This is a genomic window from Simplicispira sp. 125 (assembly GCF_003096555.1).
Taxonomy (GTDB): Bacteria; Pseudomonadota; Gammaproteobacteria; order Burkholderiales; family Burkholderiaceae_C; genus Simplicispira.
On sequence record NZ_QEKM01000001.1, the window covers coordinates 795,450 to 814,819 of the forward strand.

Below are 19,370 nucleotides of genomic sequence, written 5' to 3' on the forward strand. Positions count from 1 at the left end.
TGCGAACAGACGCCCTTTCCCCTTCGAATCGCAGTGAGAAACGCCAACTCCCGGTTGCGCTATTCAGCGCTGCATCTGACAACATTCTGTGGAGCCCGAACGCCGTGCCCATTGTGACTCATTTCGCAGCGCCGATTTGTTCGCCCCTGGTCTGGCGTGTCGTCGTCCCGTAGACGCTCAGGAAGCGACGGCGGTCACGAAATACGACTTGTCCGAGGCTCGTTCGGCTAAATCAGCCCTTCACTGGGCCGCGCACCCGGAAATACTTATCGACGAGATGGGGGCGAGCCGATACGAAAGCTTGAAGTAGAAAGCGATCGACCTTGCGCACTTCCACGTCGCGCTTCCCGCAGATCGAATCGACCCTGTCGTGGAGAGTAGCGTCGATGTACCCGCAGGTCATCACGCCGTATCCCTCGGCATCGTATTGTTCGATCACATCGCCGATGGACTTGATGTGCTTTGGAGTCAGCGAGTCGTCAGCACGGATGTGTTTGCACTGAAAGACCCACTTGACCGGGGGGCGATAGAAAGGGGGGGCGCGGTTTGTCCAGGCCACTATGTCCCGCCCGCCATCGCGCGAGCGTGACTTGCCGATCTTCTCCAGCCGGTTTCGATCGAACTGCGGCGATGTGTACAGGTAGTCCCAGCAAAGCTGCTCGAAAAGCTCATCGTCGAGAATCTCCCACGGAAGATCGGGCGCCGACTTGGCCGACCCGCCATCGTGCAGGCTTGTTGCCAGAGATTGCAGGACTTCGGCCTGAGCAGCGCGCCCCGGGGTGGGGCGCTGGTGTTCGCTAAAGAAGACGATGGTGAATCCGGAGCACCTGAGTGCGGCAAACCCCGAAAAATCGCCGACCCAAGCGGACGGCTCGTCATCGGACCCGGCGACCCGCCCTTTGAAGGCAACGAGGTCATAGGAGTCCGGCTCGGACTGCGTACGTCGAACAAACTCGTCGCCGCAGGCGATCGCCTGAGTGACGAGCTCTGAAGGCACACCGACAACTACATGCCCGCCAATGAAACTGGCCTCTTGCTCGGTCATGACCATCCGTGCAGGCAGGAGCGCTTCACCGCTGTAACCCACGCTCTCGAGCACCTCTGCGAGTGACGCGTCCGCCGGTAGGATCAACTCGCCATCCGACAAAAGAACGGCCCGACCACCTGCGCGGATGGACCTACTAACGAAAAAGCCATACCGCCGTTCCGGATGGCGCTGAAGATGCTCTTTCAGCGCCTCGGTGTCCTCCCACTCTCCATACGACATGATCAGGTTGCCGACGTAGTGATCGGCGATCTCGGGGAACATGAGCTCGCTCTGTTCCAGGGATTCCTCGTAGTCGTATCTCGCTTCCCGGATTTGCTCGAATTCTCCGCGCAGACCATCGGTCTCGTGATCGGGATAGTCGACGAATATCGCCATCCGCGCCAGTTCCAGCGCCATCGCATGCGGGTCGTAGCTGTCAAGTTCAAGCCGGATCACATTCAAATGCTCGACCTTCGTCCACGACATCGATCGTCGTGTTGCATAGGCACCCAGACGCTCGGCGATAAGGGACGCGTCCAGAAAGTCATCGGCCAGATCCAGATGCGAGTTCGAACTCCCGACGGAGGGGAGTGGGACGTCAACGGCAAACGCGTGACCCGAGGAGATAGCGAGCAAGAACTCTGTGACGACGTCGGTCAGCGTCTGAGCGTCGTTGGGCAACTCTAGTTTCACCGCCGACTGCGCGGTGTCATCTGCTTCATGCATGAGCTTCGTGGAGAAGATTTCGAGGGGATCCTTACGAATTGGCCTATTTCACTTCCGGGATGTTGGCGGCCGGGGCAGAGTAGCTCGCGCCCATCACGGCCTCCTTGCACTCGGGCCGCTTGGCCCATTCGGAGACCATCTTGCCGCCTGACGACGAGTGCAGCACGTCGTTGACCTCCCTGGCCCAGACGGCGATTTGCGCGAGCAGCTCGGGAGACGCCGCCTGCTTGGCCCAGATGCGCTCAAGGTCGATGCGGTCGCCGAGCTTTTCGGCGACCAGCGACACCGTGTAGGCGGTCACGTTGGCCTGAAAGGCTTGGAACATCGGCCGCAATAGCTTCTGCGCGTCGCGGTAAATCTTCGCCTTGGCGATCATGGCCTTGAAGTCGGCGACGCTGGGTAGCGGCGCCTCTTGGCCGTCGGCCGGCGTCAGGCCCGCCATGAACTTGTCGAAGTTCTTCTGCGAGCCGAGGCTGACGATGTCGGGCTTCTTATCCCAGGCGGTGATGTATTTGGCCAAGTCGGTCTTGGTGACGCGGCGGGCCGTCGGGATCGCCTCCTTCAAGGCTTTGAGCTTGGCTGGGGTGGTGCCCTCGCGGGCGAGCAGCGTGTTGTAGCTGCCCGAGGCGCGTTCGTAGAACCATTGGCCGACGCCGTCGGGGCAGTAGACCGAGCGCGAGAGCTTCTCGATCTCGACATGAAAAGGCTTGTTGGCCGACAGGTCTGATTGCCGCACGGCGTTCTGGCTGTTGGCGAAGCGCGAGATGTCCGAGACGAGGGCCTCTTCCTTGGCCGAGTCCTGCGCGCGCATGACGATGATCTTGGCTGGCACCCGCACGCGGCTGAGGTCCGTGTCGGGATACTTCTTCTTTGCGAAGTAGATCGACGCGGTGGTTTGCCCGCCGTTGACGATTTGGAGGCCTTTGAGCCAGGCGATGCCGGCGGAGCCGTCCCCGGGCTTGCCCAGGCGCATCTCGTCGGCCACGATGACGATGCCATTGTTGTAGGCCATGAATCGCTCGGGGGCCGAGCGCAGCGTGTTCTGGATGCCGGCGTTGACGCCCTTGCCCTTGACGCTGAGGAACGACCGCACGTTGGCTTCGAGCAGGCGCGCGCCGAACTTCTCGTAGAGCAGGCGCAGCGCCTCAGCAGGGATCGCCGTGAGGGCGTAGTCGTAGTCGTCGCTCTCGCCAGGCACGAACACGCATGGCAGAGGCGCGCCTGAGACTTCCGTGAAATCGACCACCAACTCGTCGCGCGGCTTTCCCTCGGACCAATGCCGGTGCAGCCGCTCGATGTCCATCACTTCCAGGCGCACGGCCTTGCCGCCGATGTCGCGGGTCTTGAAGCTCTTGGACTTGGCGACGCGGTCGGTGATGACGTAGACGCGGATTTGCTCCAAGTCGTCGTAGATGGCCTGCAGCGTCTCGGCCAGCGAGCGCACGTCGCTGGACGGGTCGAGCTTGGGAGCCATCTTGCCCTCGGCGCACAGCGTCAGAAAGCGCAGGCACTGCTCGACGGCGGTCTTGGTCTCCGAGTCCGGCACGGGCGTCGGGACATCGACGTTGGCGTAGAGGCTCACGAACAAGTCGAGCTGGTCGCTCTCCTCGGACAGCGAATAGCCGCTCAGGCGCAGGTTGGCGTTGCCCACCTTGCCCTCAAAGTGGCACTCGACCGGCTCGAACGTCATGCCGATGTCCGACATGTGGTCCATCACGATGCCGGAGAACACCAGCTCCTCATAGAGCGCGCCGTCTCGCATCTGCGAGCGGACGGCGGCCTGCGTCTCGCGCAGGAATTCAGGCAAATTCATTCTTAGATCGCTCCCAGCTTCTTCAATGCGCCCTCGGCGCCGACGTTTTCGCCCGGCGCCTTGTCGAGGTCGATTTCATACATGGCCTTCATGATGCCCGCAGGCACCGAGCCCGCGGTCATGCGGGGGAAGTTGGCCCCGACCTCCACGACGCGCGTGCCGGCCTGCTCGAACTTCCTCAAATAGCGGTCGGCATGGGAGTCGATGTAGCCGGCCGCGAGCAGGCGCTCGGACAGCAGCCGCTCAGCCTCTCCATCGCCCTTGATCGCCTGCCGCATGGCCTCGACGATGTCCGGCAGGTTCTGTCCACCCTCCGATTGCCGAAGGCGCGCGCCGGCCACGAAGAGGGGTTGGCGCGTGGAGTCGTCGAGTTGCTCAAGCGAGCCGATGCGGGCGGGGAATCCCGTTGACGACAGCGTGGCCTTGACCTCCAAGGCTCCTGCGCCGATCTCGAAGTCCTGGATGCCGTCGAGCGGCCCTACCCACGACTCGATAGCCGTGGCAGGAGCCACGCCCGCTTCGATGATGGCCCGCAGCAGCGTGAGCTCGCCAATGAGGCCGACCTCGGCCTCGGGGCTCAGGGCCTGGCTCCCCTTGCGCATGAACTCCTGCCAGGCGCCGACGCGGCCGATGAAGACGCGCAGGAGCTTGCCTTCGTCGGAACCGGCCGCGACCGAGTCGTCCAGTGCGCCCACGACATCGCAGGCCATGGACGCGAAGAGCTCCGCGCTGCCTGCCGATTTGCGCGTCAGCGCGAGCCAGAGCTTGCCGCTGCCATAGGGGTCCGCGCGCTCGACGGAAAAGCCCTGGCCTTCAGGCAGCTTGTCGGCGGCGGCGAGCTTCGCACTGGGAAAGCACACCAGAACCGCCTCTGCGTTGTCAGGCGAGCGCCGGCCCGCCCGAAGCGGCAGCGGCCCGGCGGAGGGCAGGGCGATGGCCAGCCAGCCAGGCTCGGCGTCGACGCTGGTGAGCGACGACCAGGCCATCAGGAATTCGTTACTCGGACGGGCCATATTCCTGCATCCAGTAGAGGAGGTTCACTTCGTATTCCACGCGGATGCCGTGCTCGGCCGACGGGAAGGCGATGGCAAAGGCCATGATGGGCTTGTCCCAGCCGGGCACGACGAGGTTCTCGGGCGTGGCCGCCTTGCCCTTGTATGGCGACAGCGTGTAGAGCAGCAGCAGGCCGCGGTCCGCGTCGCCGCCGAGCCGGTCGCGAGCCTCGCGGATGCCCTTGCCGCTCGGGCTCGTTGGCAGATTGACGCGGCCTCGCGCAGGGTCGGGTTTCCACGCCGCGCGGGTGCGGGCGAGCGCGTCGCGCCACGCGTCGTCGTCGAGGTCGATGCCCTCGTCCTTCGGGTCGGTCAGAACTCCGATGGCGAACACGCCTGCGTCCTTCGCGCCCGGCGCGTCGTCGATCTTGCGCGTTTGCAGCGACTTGGTCTCAAAGCCATTGGGGAAGGCGCAGGGCTCGCCGACGCCATCGCCGCCGGAGAGCAGGGCGACGCTCCATTTCTTCAACTTGCCGATGTCGAGCATCTTGGCGATGAAGTCGGAGATCACCGCGGCTTTGGCGGTGGTGGCGTTCGGATGGGTCGCGTAGGCTGCGAGGAACGCGAGGACATGGGACGCGTCCACGTCTTGCCACAGCCGCGCGCCGGGCCAAGAGTCAGCCTCGCCGTCTCGCGGGTATTTCGGCGCGTCCACGAACGCCGTCCCCAGGGACGCGACCAGCGCGCCGGTCGCGTCGAGGTTTGCCTGTTGGATCGCCGCGTCGCGGTGGAAGAGGATGGTTTGCGGTCGCGTGCCGCTGTAGGTCAGCGAGAGCGTCTGAGCGTTGCGCATCTTCAAGGGCGACGTGACCGTGAGCGTCTCATGCGACATGACCTTGAGGCCGTATTGCTCAGGCGTGAGCTTTGCCTTGGCCATGAAGTCGAACTCTTCGCGCAGCTCCTCGGAGGCGTCGGCGATGTGGCCGAACCACTTGACCAAGTCCGGCGACGTGTAGAGCCGGCAGAGGTCCAGGTATCCGGGCCGGTAGCCGAACCAGCGGCCCATCTGCATCAGCGTGTCATACATCTTCGTGGTGCGGACGAAGTAGCTGGTGCAGAGGCCTTCGAGCGTCAGGCCCCGCGCCAGCTTGTCGCCGCCGACCGCGATGACCTTGAGGGCGGCGCCGGGCGTGGCGTAGTCGAGCGCGTCCTTGGCCATGCCGTTGATCGAGCGCACGTCGATGTCGTCGAGCACGTCGGGCAGCTTGTCGAGTACGTCGTCCCAGGAGGGTATCGAGGGAGGCAGCTCCTCGGGCGTCGAAAGCTCGGCGACCTTGTCGCGGGTCTGGACGAAGTCCTCGTCCCATAGCTTGCGCATCTGAGCGAGCAGCTCGTCGGCGCCGCTGCCGCGGGTGATCTTCTGGCGCATCCGGCGCACGGCCTCCTCGACCTGCTCGCGCACATGGTCCTGCACCGCGACGTAGCGGGTGACGTGGATCAGCATGGAGCTGTGCTCGAGCCCTTGGCCCCGCAGCTCGCGCACCGCGCAGGCCAGGACGAAGGAATGGATCGCCTCGCGCAGGGACTGGGGAATCGTCTCCTGGCCGTTGTGGACCGGGACGTGGGTCTTCTTGTGCTTGGGCGGCATCCACCCGGCCTCGGCCTCCGGGTCGTAGTGGTCGAGGATGCTGCGCGAGAGAGGCAGCGCGCCGACGCGGCCCTCCTTGGTGAGCTTGCCGAACATGCGGGCGGGGCCGACGTAGTTCGACGGCGCCGCCAGGTTGATGATGAAGGCCTTGGGGAAGAGGTCCGGGCCTTCGGCGACGGTCGCGCCCTTGTGGTGGATGTAGATGTTGGCGAATGGCGTGGCCGTGTAGCCCACATAAGCCTTGCGGCTGAACGAGTGCAGAACCCGACGGATGAGGCTGTTGATGGTCTTGGGCGAGTGCTCCTCGTCGGGCGTGCCGTCCTCGTTGAAGAGCTGTTCGCCCGTGTCCACCGACGCGTTGTCCGCCTCGTCGTCGATCACCAGCAGCGGCAGCTTCGTCACGAGCCTCCAGTCCTTTCCGTCCGGGATCGGGTGCTGAAGCGGGAGCGAGTAGGGGAGCGGGTGGGGCGTGTCGGCCACCCGCTTCTGAATCCACTTGAGCAGCTCGGTCAGGACGGTCTTTTGCTTCTTGATCACGAACACCCAGGGCCGCTCCTCGGGCGAGATGCCGTTGAAGTGTTTGGCGATGGCCTTGCTGAAATCTCCGTTCTCCGCGCGCGTCGTCGCCGAGTTGGTTTTGAGGTCTTCGCCAAACGCGGCCACGCCGATGGACGCCCCGGGGTCGCCGCCTTGCGTCGTCTCGTAGCCCAGGAATCCCTCCTCGAGGCGAATCTGGGTCTGCGAGCGCAGGTTGTTGTGCAGGCCCGCGAGCACGATGATGATCTTGTAGCCGGCGTCGGCGGCTTTGTTGATGAGGCCCGTGTAGTTGCTGGTCTTGCCCGACTGCACATGCCCGACGACCAGGCCGCGCCGGTCCCACGGATCGGCCCGCAGCGGGTCTTCGAGCAAGCCCAGGATGTCGCTGGTGGATTCGTCGAGGCCATCGACCACCACGTCCGAGAGCTTCGACTCTTGGTAGTCGCGGTAGCGGCGCCAGTAGTGCCAGTCCTTCTTGCGGGCGGCGTTGAGCCAGTCGATGTGGCCGGCGTCGTCCTTGAGCGTGGTGGCCTTGCCCATGCGGTGACTGAACCGCTGGATCAGCGTCGAGACCGCCTTGGCCTCGTCGAGCGGCACGGGCGGATCGCTGGCGAACATCGCAGCGGCGAGCTTCACTTTCTCGGCGATGTAGGCCGGAGTGATCTTGGAGGAGTCCTTCTCCGCCTTCACCAGCCGCTGCGCGGTGGCGATGACATCTTCAAGCAACTGGGCTTGCGCTGCGGCCTCTTCTGCTGCGGTCATTTCTTGCTCCCTAGTTTTGCGACAAGCGCCGGATATTTTTGGAACGGCTCGGTGCGCGCCATCGACTTGCGCGCCTCTTCGACGCTCAGGCCCTTGCGCTCGATCAGGTCGTTGAAGAGCACGCTGGCGACTTCGACCACGGCCGCGTTGGGCTCGCCTTCAAAGCCCGTGCGCGGGGTCTCTTTGTTTTCGGCCGTGTCGAGCCAGATGCGCTGCACGGGCACCGTCTCCTCGATCACGCGCAGCATCGACTTGACCAGCGGCGCGAGCGCGCCCGCGCTCTCCAAAACGGCCGATACGGATGGGTGCGCCTCGTCGATCCGGTAGCGCATGCCGGCCTTGACCCGCTCCACGCGCCAAGCCTGCTCGATGGGGACATTGCCTTTGGCGGGCGCGGGCGTGCCGCGGTAGGCGAACACGCGCCGCGCGCGCTCGCGGGTGTTCTCGGCCAGCAGGGTGAGCCAGGGGCGTAGCGACACGGGCGGCCGGGCCGTCGATTTGCGAACGTCGATCTTCCAGTCGGCGTCGGCGGTGTTGGGGATGTCCAGGCGAATGCGCGCCAGGCGGTGGGCCTCCTCGCGGTTCCACGCCCGCGAGCCGCCCAGGCCCAGCCAGCCGCCCGCGACCAGCAGGCGCTCGTTGCGGTAGACATAGAAGCCTTGCTGCGCGGTCCATCCGGCTGGCCCGGCGTTGTCCTCAAACTCCTTGGCCGTCAGCTTGTCGCGGTGCGGCAGGACGTGCGCCTGCACCGTGACCGTCCCGTAGTCGGTGGGGTGGTTGCTAGGCGGCGACGACCAGGGTTTCGCGGGATGTCCCGACATGAAGGGGTCCCACGGCGTCACGGCGCGGCCATTGAGCAGCAGCTTGAGCTTGGCGCGAGACCCTTGGAGCAGGCGGTGGAAAACCATCGCCAAGTGGGACTCGACCGTGTCCATGAGATCGTGGAAGTCGTCTGACCCGTAGCCCGCGGTAACGATGCGGTCCATCGACTCCCACAGCACGAGGGTTCCCGCCTTCTTTCCCTTCAGGGCCGCGATGAATGGCTTGGAGCCTTGGGCCGGCCCCTCGAACAGAAGCCAGCCTCCGTCAGGGTCTGCCGCGAGCTCGTCAAGGTCCCAGCGCAGGCAGCTTGTGGCGCCGCCTTTGACGGAGGCGACGGTGAGGCGGCGGCACTGCGAGAAGGAGGCCGTTTTTAGCCCCATGCCGAAGCGGCCCAGGTCGTGGGCCGAGCGCGCGTCGAGCGGATTCTTGTCGCCGAGGCGCATGGCGCTCTCGAGCTCGGCATCGTCCATCCCGCGCCCGTTGTCGAGGATCGCCACGCGGCTGCTCTTGCCGTCCCAGGCGAAATCGACGCGGACTTCCGTGGCGCCGGCCGAGACGCTGTTGTCGATGATGTCGGCCAAGGCCGCGCCGGTCGAGTAGCCCAGGCCCCGGAGGGACTCGAGCATCGCCATCGCGCGCGGCGGCGCGCTTCGTGTCTTGGGCTTCATCGCCAATAGCCTTTCCCTGGCCAGAATTCGAATCCAAGCTCGATCAGCTTTCGGACGATCTTGCGAGAGTGGTTGTCGGGGGTCTCGGTGATGTGGACCCAGATTCTTCGATCAGGGCCGTCGAGAGTGTCTTCAATGGCGAAGCCGATGGTTCGAATGTGCTCCAGTAGCTTTTCGAGCGCCGTGGGATCGGAGCCAGACCGCCGCTGGGGCCGCGCGCCGGCCTGCACAGCCGGCGCGGGCTTCTTGTCGGAGGCTTTCGCCTGCTCGGTTGGTTCGCCCATTTCGTCTTCGCCACCGGCGTCGGCATCGCCCTGCGCTTGGGCGCGTTGGCGCGGCTCTGGCGTCACTCCGATTTCAATCAGGAATCGATCAAGTCGCGATGGGTGCTTCAACTGCCTCAGGGCCTTGGCTTCGATTTGCCGAATGCGCTCGCGGGTCACGTGGAGCCTCGCGCCGACTTCTTCCAAAGTCATCGACTCTTGAATGCCGAGTCCAAAGCGCATGCGCAGCACGTTTTCTTCTTTGACCTTGAGCGTGCTCAGGAAGTAGTCCACCGACTCGCCCAACTGGATGTCTTCGACGCATTCCATCGGATCGCGGCCGGCGAATTGGTCCTTGGCGTGGACGGCAATGAGGCCGTCGATGTCGGGCAATTCGTCGAGGGACAGCGGCTCCAAGCCCAGGCGGGACAGGGCCTCGACCTTGCGGACGGGCAGCTCGACTTGGTCGGCGATCTCTTCGAGCGTCGGTGCGTGGCCATGTCTGAGCTCGAAGGTTCTGGCCGCCTGCGCGATGCGCTGGGTCTTCTCGTAGACGTGGACTGGGATGCGGATGGTCTTGCCCTTGTCGGCGACGAAGCGCCCGACCTGCTGGCGAATCCACCAAGTCGCATAGGTCGAGAACTTGAAGCCCCTGCGCCAGTCGTAGCGGTCCACGGCTTTGATGAGGCCGATGTTCCCCTCCTGCAGCAGGTCGTCGAGCGGCTCGCCGCTGAACAGGTATTTTTTGGCGATGGAGTAGACGAGCTTCAAGTTGGCGACGGCCATGCGGTCGCGCGCGTGCCTATAGGCCCGCATCGCGTGGTTGAACGCATGGGCGGGCGCTTCCTCACCGACAAGCCTGGAGTCGGCCAGCTCCATCAGAAAGCTGCGAGTCAGGCCCATCGAGGCAAGCGCGCCGCGGCAGGCCCTCCATTCGGTTGCATCCTGGCTCGCGCCGATAGGCAGGCCCGACAAGAGCTCAGCGTTGGCGCAAAACTCTGCCAGCTCGTCGGTGGACTCCTTAGGATCAAGGCCAAATTGCGAGTCGGGATCGTCCTCGGAGCCTGCGGACTCGCCCTCGGCTACAAGCGGTTCCAATGCGGCGTCCGGGAAAATTTCGGTGGTGGCCGTGGATAGCGGGTCCCGGGGCTCGACTTGCGGTCCGGTGGACATCGCGCGCAGCGGCTTGCCGCCTTTGGCCACTTGACGGGCGATCTCAAGCGTTGCTGCGATGCCAGTGGGCCACGCGGCTAGGGCGTCAAGTGCCTTCTCGACGTCGCTCTCCATGGATTGGCCAAGCGTGACTTCGGCCTCGGCTGTGAGTAGGGCCTCGCGCTGGAGTTCGCGCTGATAGAGGCGCAAGGGCTCGTTGCGGCGCGCAGCTAAGTCGTCCAGAAACGCCAAGGCGTCGGCGACTCCGCTTTCTTCATCGGGCTTCTCGTCAGGTACGACGAAGACCTCAAAGTTCTCGTAAGGCGTCGAATACTCAAAACGTTCGTCGATTTCGGCTCCGAGGTCGTTGACGACCATGCCAAGTAGCGCGCAGGCCTCGGCGTCGAACTCTCTATCTCCGCCGCGCGTCAGATCCTCAATGTCCGCTTGCGGGACGCTGCCTTCGCGGATGGCGCGAAGCAGGACTAGACGCAGTCGCTCGCGGGCTTCAGCGTCGTCGGTACGAGGTAGCGGAGTCGCCCGCTCGGGCAAGAAGGTGTCAAAGTTGTCCCAGTCGGCGGATGTGTCGATGGGCTGGTGTTCGGTGATGGCCGCCTGAATTCCGATCGCGACAACGGCGAGGGTCGGATCTCCTTCGGGGGGCGCTTGCTCCTCCTCGGACTCCCACCCGCTCAGATCGAACCCGAGACCTTCGTCAAAGGCCATCAAGGTAGATTCCGGCGGTGCTGAAACTGCAGTTGGTGAAGGGGGTTGATCGGGCTTAAGGTCCGTGAACTCGAAGGCTGAGGCATTGCTGGCGGCCTGCGCAAGCGCGGCACCATCGTCCTCCAAGGTCTGAGGCATGCACGCAGCCTCGATGGCTGAGGCTGCCGCATACGCACCGGCCGCCCGGGCGATGCCAAGTGCGTCACGCCCCAATGGGTCGCGCAAACCACAGTCGGCTCCAGCTGCAAGCAGCAGCTTGCAAATGGTGGCCTTATTGCGGGCTGCGGAGAGCATGAGGGGCGTTTGGCCCTTCTCGTCGCGTGCGTTGAGGTCGTCGCCGCGGTTGATGTGGATCTGGACGGCGCTCTCGACGCCCGCAACCACGGCCATTCTAAGAAATCGGCTCAGTTGGGGTTTGTCTTGAAGCAGCGTATCCGTCACGCGTGCGCCATCTCCCGGAGCAACCTGCTGACGTTGTCCGTGTGTGTCCGAAGGCTTCCCCTACCCCCCGGTTCAATGCGCCGACCTTGGCCAAGCAGCGAGTTCTTCTCTACGGCCATTTTGGCTCTATTGAGTTTTAGCTGTTACAAATTCTACAGGGGCTGCATAGAGAAAATGGGATCGTTTTCTTCATTTCGGAGTAGCAGTGCGACCGGCGCCACTGGCCGCTTTGACTTGATCGCGCGATATCAAAACTGCTTGCACTTCGGTGCGCCGCGTGGAAGTTGACGCCGATGTCGACCAGTTGCGCTCGTTCAGATTGTGATCCCTTGCTCATGCGCCGATGGTACGGGGTGATGAATGCGGTGCATCTGCACTCAGGCCCGGTGCTGTGATGGTGGTGCAAGTCGACGGCCGACTATGTAGCTGCCGTTTCGGGTCGATCAGGCGCATCCTGGTCGGCGGCGTTCCGAGGCGCTATGCGACGCGCGGCAGGTATGTCGTTTCCTTTCGTCGGACGGCTTGGTGTAGGGGGCGGGAGAATCAAAAACGCCATCATAACGCCATTTTGCACGATAACGGTCAGTGTGTTATTGTGCAAAATTGAAGTTAAATAGGATAGACCTTGCCGACCCTCGCGACCGCCGTCCTGCACTACCTTCAGGAGGTCCTGGGCATTGACGCGCCAGGTGTGAAGCCGTGGGCGCGCGCAAACGAACTCCCGTACTTCCTGCGCGACGCTTTCCAGTTCAGCGAGCTAGAGTTGGTGGGGCAGCCCGTTGTCCTGGCGATAAGGCGCGCGGAGGCTAAGCAGTCCCTCAGCGAAGTCCGGACCTGGCTGGACAAGGTTAAGGCGCTGGCCGGTCAGCCGGCGGTCTACGTCACCGACGCACTGGCCTCCTATGAACGGCGGCGTTTGATCGAGCAAAAAGTCCCGTTCATCGTTCCGGGTAACCAACTCTATCTGCCGGACCTAGGTCTGGACCTGCGTGAGTATTTTCGGCAGCGCGCTCCGGCCACGGAAGCGGCGCTGAGCCCGTCCGCGCAAGCCATGCTGATCACGGCCTTGCTTCGCCAGCCGTGGCAACCCGGTTGGCAGCCTTCCAAGGTCGCAGTCGCCTTGGGGTACACGCCCATGACACTGTCACGTGCAGTCAAGGAACTGACTGCGGCAGGGCTGGCTACCGCATACACGATCGGCCGCTCGCGCTGGCTACGAATGGAACTCCCACCGGAGCAGACCTGGGAGCGTGCGAAGCCCGCACTGCGAACGCCGGTCAGGCGTACGGTCTGGGTGAAAGCCCATGGGCTCGTCGCACATCGGCCCAGCCGCATCGCGGGTCTGAGCGCGCTCGCGCGCTATTCCATGCTGACCGAGCCGAAGTGGCCGGTGTATGCGTTGACCGCCGCCGACTGGAAGGCTGCGACGGATGCCGGCGTTCGCGAGTTGCTTGAGCCCGAAGCGGGTGCCCAAGAATGGCAGCTGTGGAGCTACAGCCCGGCATTGGTGCCAGACGCCAACACGGTGGACCCGCTCTCGCTGACGCTCAGCCTGCAAGAGAACGCGGACGACCGAATCCAACTCGCACTGGACGAACTGAAAGGACAACTCCCGTGGTGAGAGGCTTGGACATCTTCCAGGAGCGGTTTGCGGCATATGTCGACCAGTACGTCCTGATTGGCGGCACGGCCGCGACCTTGACGATGGAGGAGGCTGGGCTGGAATTCCGAGCTACCAAAGATCTGGACATCGTCCTGCATGTGGAGGCACTGACCCCGGCATTTGGCGAGGCTTTCTGGAAATTCGTCGAGGACGGAGGCTACGAAATCCGCCAGGCCAGCGACACCGGAAAACCCATCTTTTACCGGTTCCAGAAACCCGCTGATGATCGCTACCCGGCGATGGTCGAACTGTTCGCGCGCGCTCCCGACGGATTGCAACCGGCCGAAGGCAGTCAACTCACACCCATACCGCTGGATGAAGCCGTTTCCAGCTTGTCTGCCATATTGCTGGACGAGGTCTACTACGCATTCATCATGGCTGGGCGCCGCGAAGTCGATGGCCTGCCCTGGGTCGGCGAAGACCGCCTGATTCCGCTCAAAGCCATCGCGTGGCTTGAACTGACTGCGCGAAAAGAGCAGGGCGCCCAGGTGGACGCCAAGGACGTGCGCAAGCACCTCAATGATGTACTGCGCCTTTCCCAACTGCTGGCGCCAGCCACACGCATTCCGATCGATAAAAAGATCGGCGCAGACATGACGCGGTTCCTTATCGCCGTCTCTGCCGACACGTCCATCGACCCGAAAACGCTGCAGCTCGGCAACGTCGCCGTCACCGAGTTGGTGGCCCGCATCGCCCAGGCATATGAAATTGAATTGCCTGCGAAGACGGCGGGATGATGGACGACGAAGTCAACCGGAGCGGTCGATGGGCAGCCATCCCAACCGGAACTCAAGAACTGGCAGGAGGAGACATGGCGTTGTTCACGGCTTGGTGCATTGGTACCAAGGACAAAAGCAAGAAAAAGACGTTCTGAACGTACTCGGAAAAGATGGCGGCCGTGCAGCCGTTCTCACGCAACTGGGCGAGGCCCTCGGGATCCACTACAACCAGAATGACCGGATCTCGGCGAATCTTGGGATGCGGTGCGTTTTTCGGTATGCTTGTAGCTGATTGATGACGATGTCGAAAACGTCGCTCCCCCGCAAATCGCTCCATCTCCCGCGCCAGCAAAAGATGTGCGCTTCTTACGGTAAAAGTGACGGTAACGCCCTATGTTGATCACAGCCAATCCCTTTAACCACGCGGGTTTCGGAGACCTTGTTGATGATGGAGTGGGAGATCTGACGCCGGTCTCGGTATGCCTACTTGCTCTATCCAAGGGATAGAGCACCCTTATGCCATGGCTTCGCCGGTGGTGGGATCGTAGCTCTGACCGTCTAGGTCAACAATGAAACCAGTAGCAGAGTCGTACTTTGCAAAACGGTAGTTTCCAGCGCTGTCGCCGTTGATGCCTAGAAAGTCGGCTTGCGCAAAAGTGACCCGATTGTTATTGGCAACAATGCCATCAGGCGTCCATTTATTTTGCGTCAACCATTCCGATGCATCTACATCGCTCGGGATGGTGATTTCTCCATCCCTGCTCATTTTATAGAGGGTGGGATCCATATTAAATCCTTCTGCCAGCAAGAGCTGATCTGGATTTTCTCGATAAAAAGCAGCGGTCTCTACTGGCATTTTTGATAAATCACTTTTAATCAGTGTTGATTTATCAGTCGGTAATGTCGATAATTTTCCGCTGCGTATGCCTTCATAGTCAACGGCGCATTCGGGGTTGTTCTTAAAGAAAACGTAGCGCTTGAATGCTTCGCTGTCTCCACCGCCAAGAGACAGGCCCATTACGTGAATGTAGTCAGGTGCTTTGTAGTCTTCGGCGAATGTATGCCCTAGCCCTTTTTCCCAGTTCTTGAATTCTTCAAAATTGCTGAACGGTGCTTTAACGAGTGCTTCGTTGGATTCTGCAGGTGAATTACGCAAAGGTTTCTGTGTCCCCTGGAAGGCATCTACCGTTGACTGTTGGTTGGCTTTAGTCGAAACGGCGTAAGCAGCAGGGGTCTCCTGAGACTGTTGTGCGGCCGCGGTGAGTGATTTGAGGGTGGCCTGCAGTTCCTGAAGGAATGCGAGCGGATCCTTTGTCGCGTCGTTCTGGGCTGTTCGTTCGACAGCTTTTGACGCCATCGAACTGGACACACCGAGCGATTGCAAGAGGTTTGTGGCTTGGGTAGCGTCGAGCATCGTCCTACTCCTTCAAAGGATCATTGCCCTGAAAGAACCTGAGGGATGTCCTGAACGGTCTTTCAGCGGGATACGTCAATCCTCACTGATTTAAGCAAAGCTAAATCTGGGTTGTGCAAGGTAAAAATCCCTTATTTCAGTGGATTGACTTGAGTCGATAGGAAGCTGACCCCCAGGCGACAGCATCCTAGTGCAAACCCGCGAAAGGTTGGTGGGGTGTCGTCCTAGACTGCCGGACAAAGGAGTTTTTCATGCGTCCGCACCATGCTTTCTGGCCCGCCCGTCTTCCTGAAAAGATCACTGTTCCCGAGACATCTCTGTGGGATAACCTGGCCGTCAACGCTCGGCGCTACCCGGAGAAGAAAGCGTTGGTGTTTTTTGGCGCTGCGATCAGCTATCGCCAGCTGGCCGAAGGCGCTGAAAGATTGGCGGCCCAGCTGCATGCACTGGGTGTGCAGCGCGGGGACCGGGTGGTTTTGTGCATGCAAAACTGCCCGCAATTGGTGATGGCCCACTTTGCCATCCTGCGTGCCAATGCCGTGGTGGTGCCGGTCAACCCCATGAACCGCGCCGAGGAACTCAAGCACTACATTACCGACCCGCAGGCGCGTGTAGCCATCACCACGGCTGATCTGGCGGGCGAATTGGCAGCAGCCAGCAATGCCTTGCCGGCAGGGCAGGGCCTGACGCATCTGGTGGTCACGCACTACACCGATGCCTTTGATTCCACAGCACAGGGTGAGGATGCGCCACCCGCTGCGTGGATAGGCTGGTTGACCGCAGCGCATGCCGTGCCTGCGCTGGCTGGTGGCGAAGTGCTGCGCTGGGAGAAGGCTTTGGCCTGCACTTTGCCTGCACCCGCGCATGCGGTGGGTGCTCGCGACCTGGCCATCCTGCCCTACACCAGCGGTACGACCGGCCTCCCCAAAGGATGCATGCACCTGCACCGCAGCATCATGCACAACGCCATTGCCAGTGCGCTATGGGGCTCGGGGTCATCCGAAAACGTTGCGCTGGCGGTTCTGCCCATCTTTCATATCACTGGCATGGTGAGCGTGATGCACACCACCATCTACAGTGGCGGCACACTGGTGCTGATGCCGCGTTGGGACAGGGATCTTGCAGGGCGCATGATTTCCCGCCACAAGGTGACCAACTGGACCAATGTGCCTACGATGATCATCGATTTGCTGGGAAGCCCGAATTTTGCGCAATACGACCTCAGCAGCCTCGTTTACATCGGCGGTGGGGGTGCCGCCATGCCGCAGGCTGTGGCCCAGCGCTTGCTGGACCAGTATGGCTTGCGCTATGCCGAAGGTTACGGTCTGACGGAAACTGCTGCGCCCTCGCATTCGAACCCACCTGACGCACCCAAGCAGCAGTGTCTGGGGATTCCCTTCATGAGCACCGAAGCGCGCGTGGTCGATCCCGAAACCCTGGCTGAGTTGCCGATGGGAGAGCAGGGGGAAATCGTCGTTCATGGGCCTGAAGTTTTCGAAGGCTACTGGAACCGGCCCGACGCTACGCAGGCCGCTTTCTTTGAAAGGGACGGCAAGCGGTTTTTCCGGACCGGAGACCTGGGGCATGTCGATGCCGATGGCTATTTCTTTTTGACCGACCGGCTCAAGCGCATGATCAATGCGTCGGGTTTCAAGGTCTGGCCCGCCGAAGTCGAGGCCTTGATGTTTGGTCACCCCGCTATTCAAGAAGCCTGCGTGATTGGGACACGCGATGCTTATCGTGGCGAAAGCGTGAAGGCGGTGGTGGTACTGCGCAGCACCCACCAAGAGACGACTGAGCAGGAAATCATCGACTGGTGCCGTGCCAACATGGCTGCCTACAAGGCGCCGCGCACGGTGCAGATCGTGGACGCACTCCCTAAAAGCGGTAGTGGCAAGGTGATGTGGCGAGCCTTGCAGGAGGCCGAGGCGCCCGCGTCCTGATCCCTGCGACCCGTGGCAACGGGCGCTGACAGGCGTTACGGCAGGGGTGCAGTCAACTCCGCCAGATCCCTTTCGAGCAGTGAAGGCGCGCCCAGCTGTAATTCGATCAGGCGGCGCAGGTGGGTCACGCTGTCCAGGTCGATGCTGCGACACAGCAGGCCGACGCAATGGTTTTCGATGTGGGCCACTTCGACGGACATGGCGATGTGGTCGCTGGTGCTGGTCAGTGGCACGGTCAATTGGCACAGCGTGCCTGATTCCAGCGCGGTGCCCGGCGGAAGAGATACCAGGGCGCCTTTGAGCGACAAGTCCAGCACCTGCACGCTCAGCGTATTGGTTGCCGTGGCCAGCAAGGCCGGTGCATCAAAGTGCACGCGAATGAAATGGCGGCGTTCGTGGGGCATGGCAGGTGCGGTGCGGGGCTGTGGATAGCTGCCATGCTACACGCATGGGCCTTGCTCATGGGGGTTTTGCTCGGGCTCTTGTGCGATCTCTGTCGGGCTCGCTGAGTGCCGCCCGCCCTGCGGTGTTCCCGCGCTGGCTGATGGGCGTTCAATGACTATAAAAATGAGAGCTTTCAACGCTTGCTAAATAAGCGTTAGAGCCTGTTTTTATTCAAATTTCAGAGCTATCATCGATAGCGCCTTCCGGCGCCTGTGGCTTTATCTCCTACGGGGCAATGGTGTTGGCTATTCAGGCGGTTGTGGACGCAGATCATGGCCAGAGGAGGGGGCTCGCGCTACACTTGAAACCAGCCATGCGCGTCTGCCTGAATCAGGGCGCAACCTGTTTTCATCAACCCAAGGAGAGTTTCGATGTTCAAGCACATTCTGGTTCCTGTGGACGGTTCACCCACCTCCATGCTCGCGGTATCCAAGGCAGCAGGTTTGGCCAAGGCTTTTGGTAGCGCGGTGACGGTGTTGTATGTGATCGATCCGTATCCCTTCACGGGCGTGGGTGCTGATTTTGCCTACGGCCAGGCCCAGTACCTCAGCGCCGCGACGGCCGAGGCGAATACGGCACTCGATGCTGCGAAGATGGCCATGCTGGATGCCGGGGTGCAGGCGAATACCGTGGTGGGCGAGGGCCATGCGGTGCAGGAAGGAATTTCGCGTGCGCTGGAGAGCACCGGCGCCGATCTGCTCGTCATGGGCTCCCATGGTCGTCGCGGTATTGAAAAGCTGGTGCTGGGCAGTGTGACGCAGCGCGTTCTGGGACTGGTGCGTGTGCCTGTGCTGGTGGTGCGCGACTGATCGCCGTACCTTGGCATCTTGAAGAAAGGCGCCGTGGGCGCCTTTTTTAGGGGGTGCCCACGGCGTCGGTCAGCACGGGGGTTTCCCGATAACGCTCTGGTAATAATGCCTGCAGATTGCGCAGTTTGGGCGCATCGTAGGTGGCAATGTAGAGGGCGTGAGGATTGCTGGTTGCGTAATCTTGGTGCCCCGGCTCGGCACGGTAAAACGCGGTGAGCGGCACAACCTCGGTTGCGATGGGGGCGCCCAGTACGGCGGCAGCGTCGAGCTGTGCGATATAGGCTTGGACCACATTGCGCTGGGCGTCGTCCGTGTAGAACACGGCAGAGCGGTACTGTGGCCCCAGGTCTGGCCCCTGGCGGTTGCGTTCCGTGGGGTCATGCGCGACCGAGAAGAAAACCTGCAAGACCTCTCCCAACGTGATCTGCTTCGGGTCGTAGGTGATCTGTACGGCCTCTGCGTGGCCGGTATTCCCGCTGCTGACCGCCGGGTAGTTGGCCTGTTCCGGTGTGCCGCCGGTATAGCCCGAGACGGCATTGAGCACTCCGCGCGTGTGCTGAAAAACGGCTTGTACCCCCCAGAAGCACCCACCCGCCAGCACCACGCTGGCGTGCGCAGCACTTTGCAGCCCCATTGCTGCAGGCCCTGCGGGCGCGGGTAGCAGCCGCGCTGGCTGCGCGCGTGCGGCAAAGGCCGCATACAGCAGCGCCAGCACCACCAGTGCAGCGCCCAAAGCGATCAGCCGCGGGGCGCGCAGGCTCGCGGGCGAATCGTCAGTGGGTGGAGGGGTTGCAGGCATGG

Annotated in this window: 14 protein-coding genes; 5 read left to right on the forward strand and 9 right to left on the reverse strand. The window is 62.4% G+C overall.

The window, feature by feature from the left end:
• Positions 1-232: 232 nt before the first annotated feature.
• The 6 genes from C8D04_RS03715 to C8D04_RS03740 are packed head-to-tail and all read right to left on the reverse strand — an operon-like array spanning position 233 to position 11,577.
• On the reverse strand, positions 233-1,753 hold the full coding sequence (locus tag C8D04_RS03715) for a restriction endonuclease (RefSeq protein ID WP_116003649.1): 1,521 nt from the start codon (positions 1,751-1,753) through the stop codon (positions 233-235).
• Between the two features lie 43 nt (positions 1,754-1,796).
• Complete coding sequence (locus C8D04_RS03720; RefSeq protein WP_116003650.1) at positions 1,797-3,566, reverse strand: AIPR family protein; 1,770 nt, start codon at positions 3,564-3,566, stop codon at positions 1,797-1,799.
• A 2-nt stretch (positions 3,567-3,568) separates the two neighbouring features.
• Positions 3,569-4,579 (reverse strand): PD-(D/E)XK motif protein, encoded by a 1,011-nt coding sequence (locus tag C8D04_RS03725; RefSeq protein WP_116003651.1) that lies wholly within the window; start codon positions 4,577-4,579, stop codon positions 3,569-3,571.
• Positions 4,563-7,505 (reverse strand): Z1 domain-containing protein, encoded by a 2,943-nt coding sequence (locus tag C8D04_RS03730; protein ID WP_116003652.1) that lies wholly within the window; start codon positions 7,503-7,505, stop codon positions 4,563-4,565. The genes C8D04_RS03725 and C8D04_RS03730 overlap by 17 nt, the downstream gene beginning before the upstream one ends.
• Positions 7,502-8,995 carry an ATP-binding protein gene (locus tag C8D04_RS03735; RefSeq protein WP_199562965.1) on the reverse strand — a complete coding sequence of 498 codons (1,494 nt, stop codon included), beginning with the start codon at positions 8,993-8,995 and terminating at the stop codon, positions 7,502-7,504. Before C8D04_RS03735 ends, C8D04_RS03730 begins: the two co-directional genes overlap by 4 nt.
• On the reverse strand, positions 8,992-11,577 hold the full coding sequence (locus C8D04_RS03740) for a sigma-70 family RNA polymerase sigma factor (protein WP_133243601.1): 2,586 nt from the start codon (positions 11,575-11,577) through the stop codon (positions 8,992-8,994). The genes C8D04_RS03735 and C8D04_RS03740 overlap by 4 nt, the downstream gene beginning before the upstream one ends.
• Before the next feature lie 625 nt (positions 11,578-12,202).
• Here C8D04_RS03740 and C8D04_RS03745 point away from each other — a divergent pair.
• Genes C8D04_RS03745 through C8D04_RS18630 form a run of 3 tightly spaced genes read left to right on the forward strand, consistent with a single transcriptional unit; the run spans position 12,203 to position 14,114 of the window.
• Positions 12,203-13,198, forward strand: coding sequence for a hypothetical protein (locus C8D04_RS03745; protein ID WP_116003654.1), 996 nt, complete (start codon positions 12,203-12,205; stop codon positions 13,196-13,198).
• Between the two features lie 5 nt (positions 13,199-13,203).
• Positions 13,204-13,977, forward strand: a complete 774-nt coding sequence (locus tag C8D04_RS03750; protein ID WP_233521101.1) for a hypothetical protein — start codon at positions 13,204-13,206, stop codon at positions 13,975-13,977.
• A complete protein-coding gene (locus tag C8D04_RS18630; RefSeq protein ID WP_158550277.1) occupies positions 13,974-14,114 on the forward strand; it encodes a hypothetical protein in 141 nt (46 codons plus the stop codon). Before C8D04_RS03750 ends, C8D04_RS18630 begins: the two co-directional genes overlap by 4 nt.
• Before the next feature lie 359 nt (positions 14,115-14,473).
• Here the strand turns inward: C8D04_RS18630 and C8D04_RS03755 are convergent, their stop codons facing one another.
• Entirely contained in the window at positions 14,474-15,373 is a 900-nt protein-coding gene (locus tag C8D04_RS03755; RefSeq protein WP_116003655.1) for a hypothetical protein, read from the reverse strand.
• 251 nt (positions 15,374-15,624) lie between these two features.
• On the opposite strand from C8D04_RS03755, the gene C8D04_RS03760 reads away from it, so the two are divergent.
• Positions 15,625-17,316, forward strand: coding sequence for a long-chain fatty acid--CoA ligase (locus C8D04_RS03760; protein ID WP_116003656.1), 1,692 nt, complete (start codon positions 15,625-15,627; stop codon positions 17,314-17,316).
• Positions 17,317-17,351: 35 nt separating this feature from the next.
• On the opposite strand, the gene C8D04_RS03765 is transcribed toward C8D04_RS03760, so the two are convergent.
• Positions 17,352-17,720 carry a PilZ domain-containing protein gene (locus tag C8D04_RS03765; RefSeq protein WP_116003657.1) on the reverse strand — a complete coding sequence of 123 codons (369 nt, stop codon included), beginning with the start codon at positions 17,718-17,720 and terminating at the stop codon, positions 17,352-17,354.
• Positions 17,721-18,131: 411 nt separating this feature from the next.
• Between C8D04_RS03765 and C8D04_RS03770 the strand changes: the two genes are divergently transcribed.
• Positions 18,132-18,569, forward strand: a complete 438-nt coding sequence (locus C8D04_RS03770) for a universal stress protein (protein ID WP_116003658.1) — start codon at positions 18,132-18,134, stop codon at positions 18,567-18,569.
• A 46-nt stretch (positions 18,570-18,615) separates the two neighbouring features.
• On the opposite strand, the gene msrA is transcribed toward C8D04_RS03770, so the two are convergent.
• A complete protein-coding gene (msrA, locus tag C8D04_RS03775) occupies positions 18,616-19,368 on the reverse strand; it encodes a peptide-methionine (S)-S-oxide reductase MsrA (protein WP_116003659.1) in 753 nt (250 codons plus the stop codon).
• Positions 19,369-19,370 lie beyond the last annotated feature (2 nt).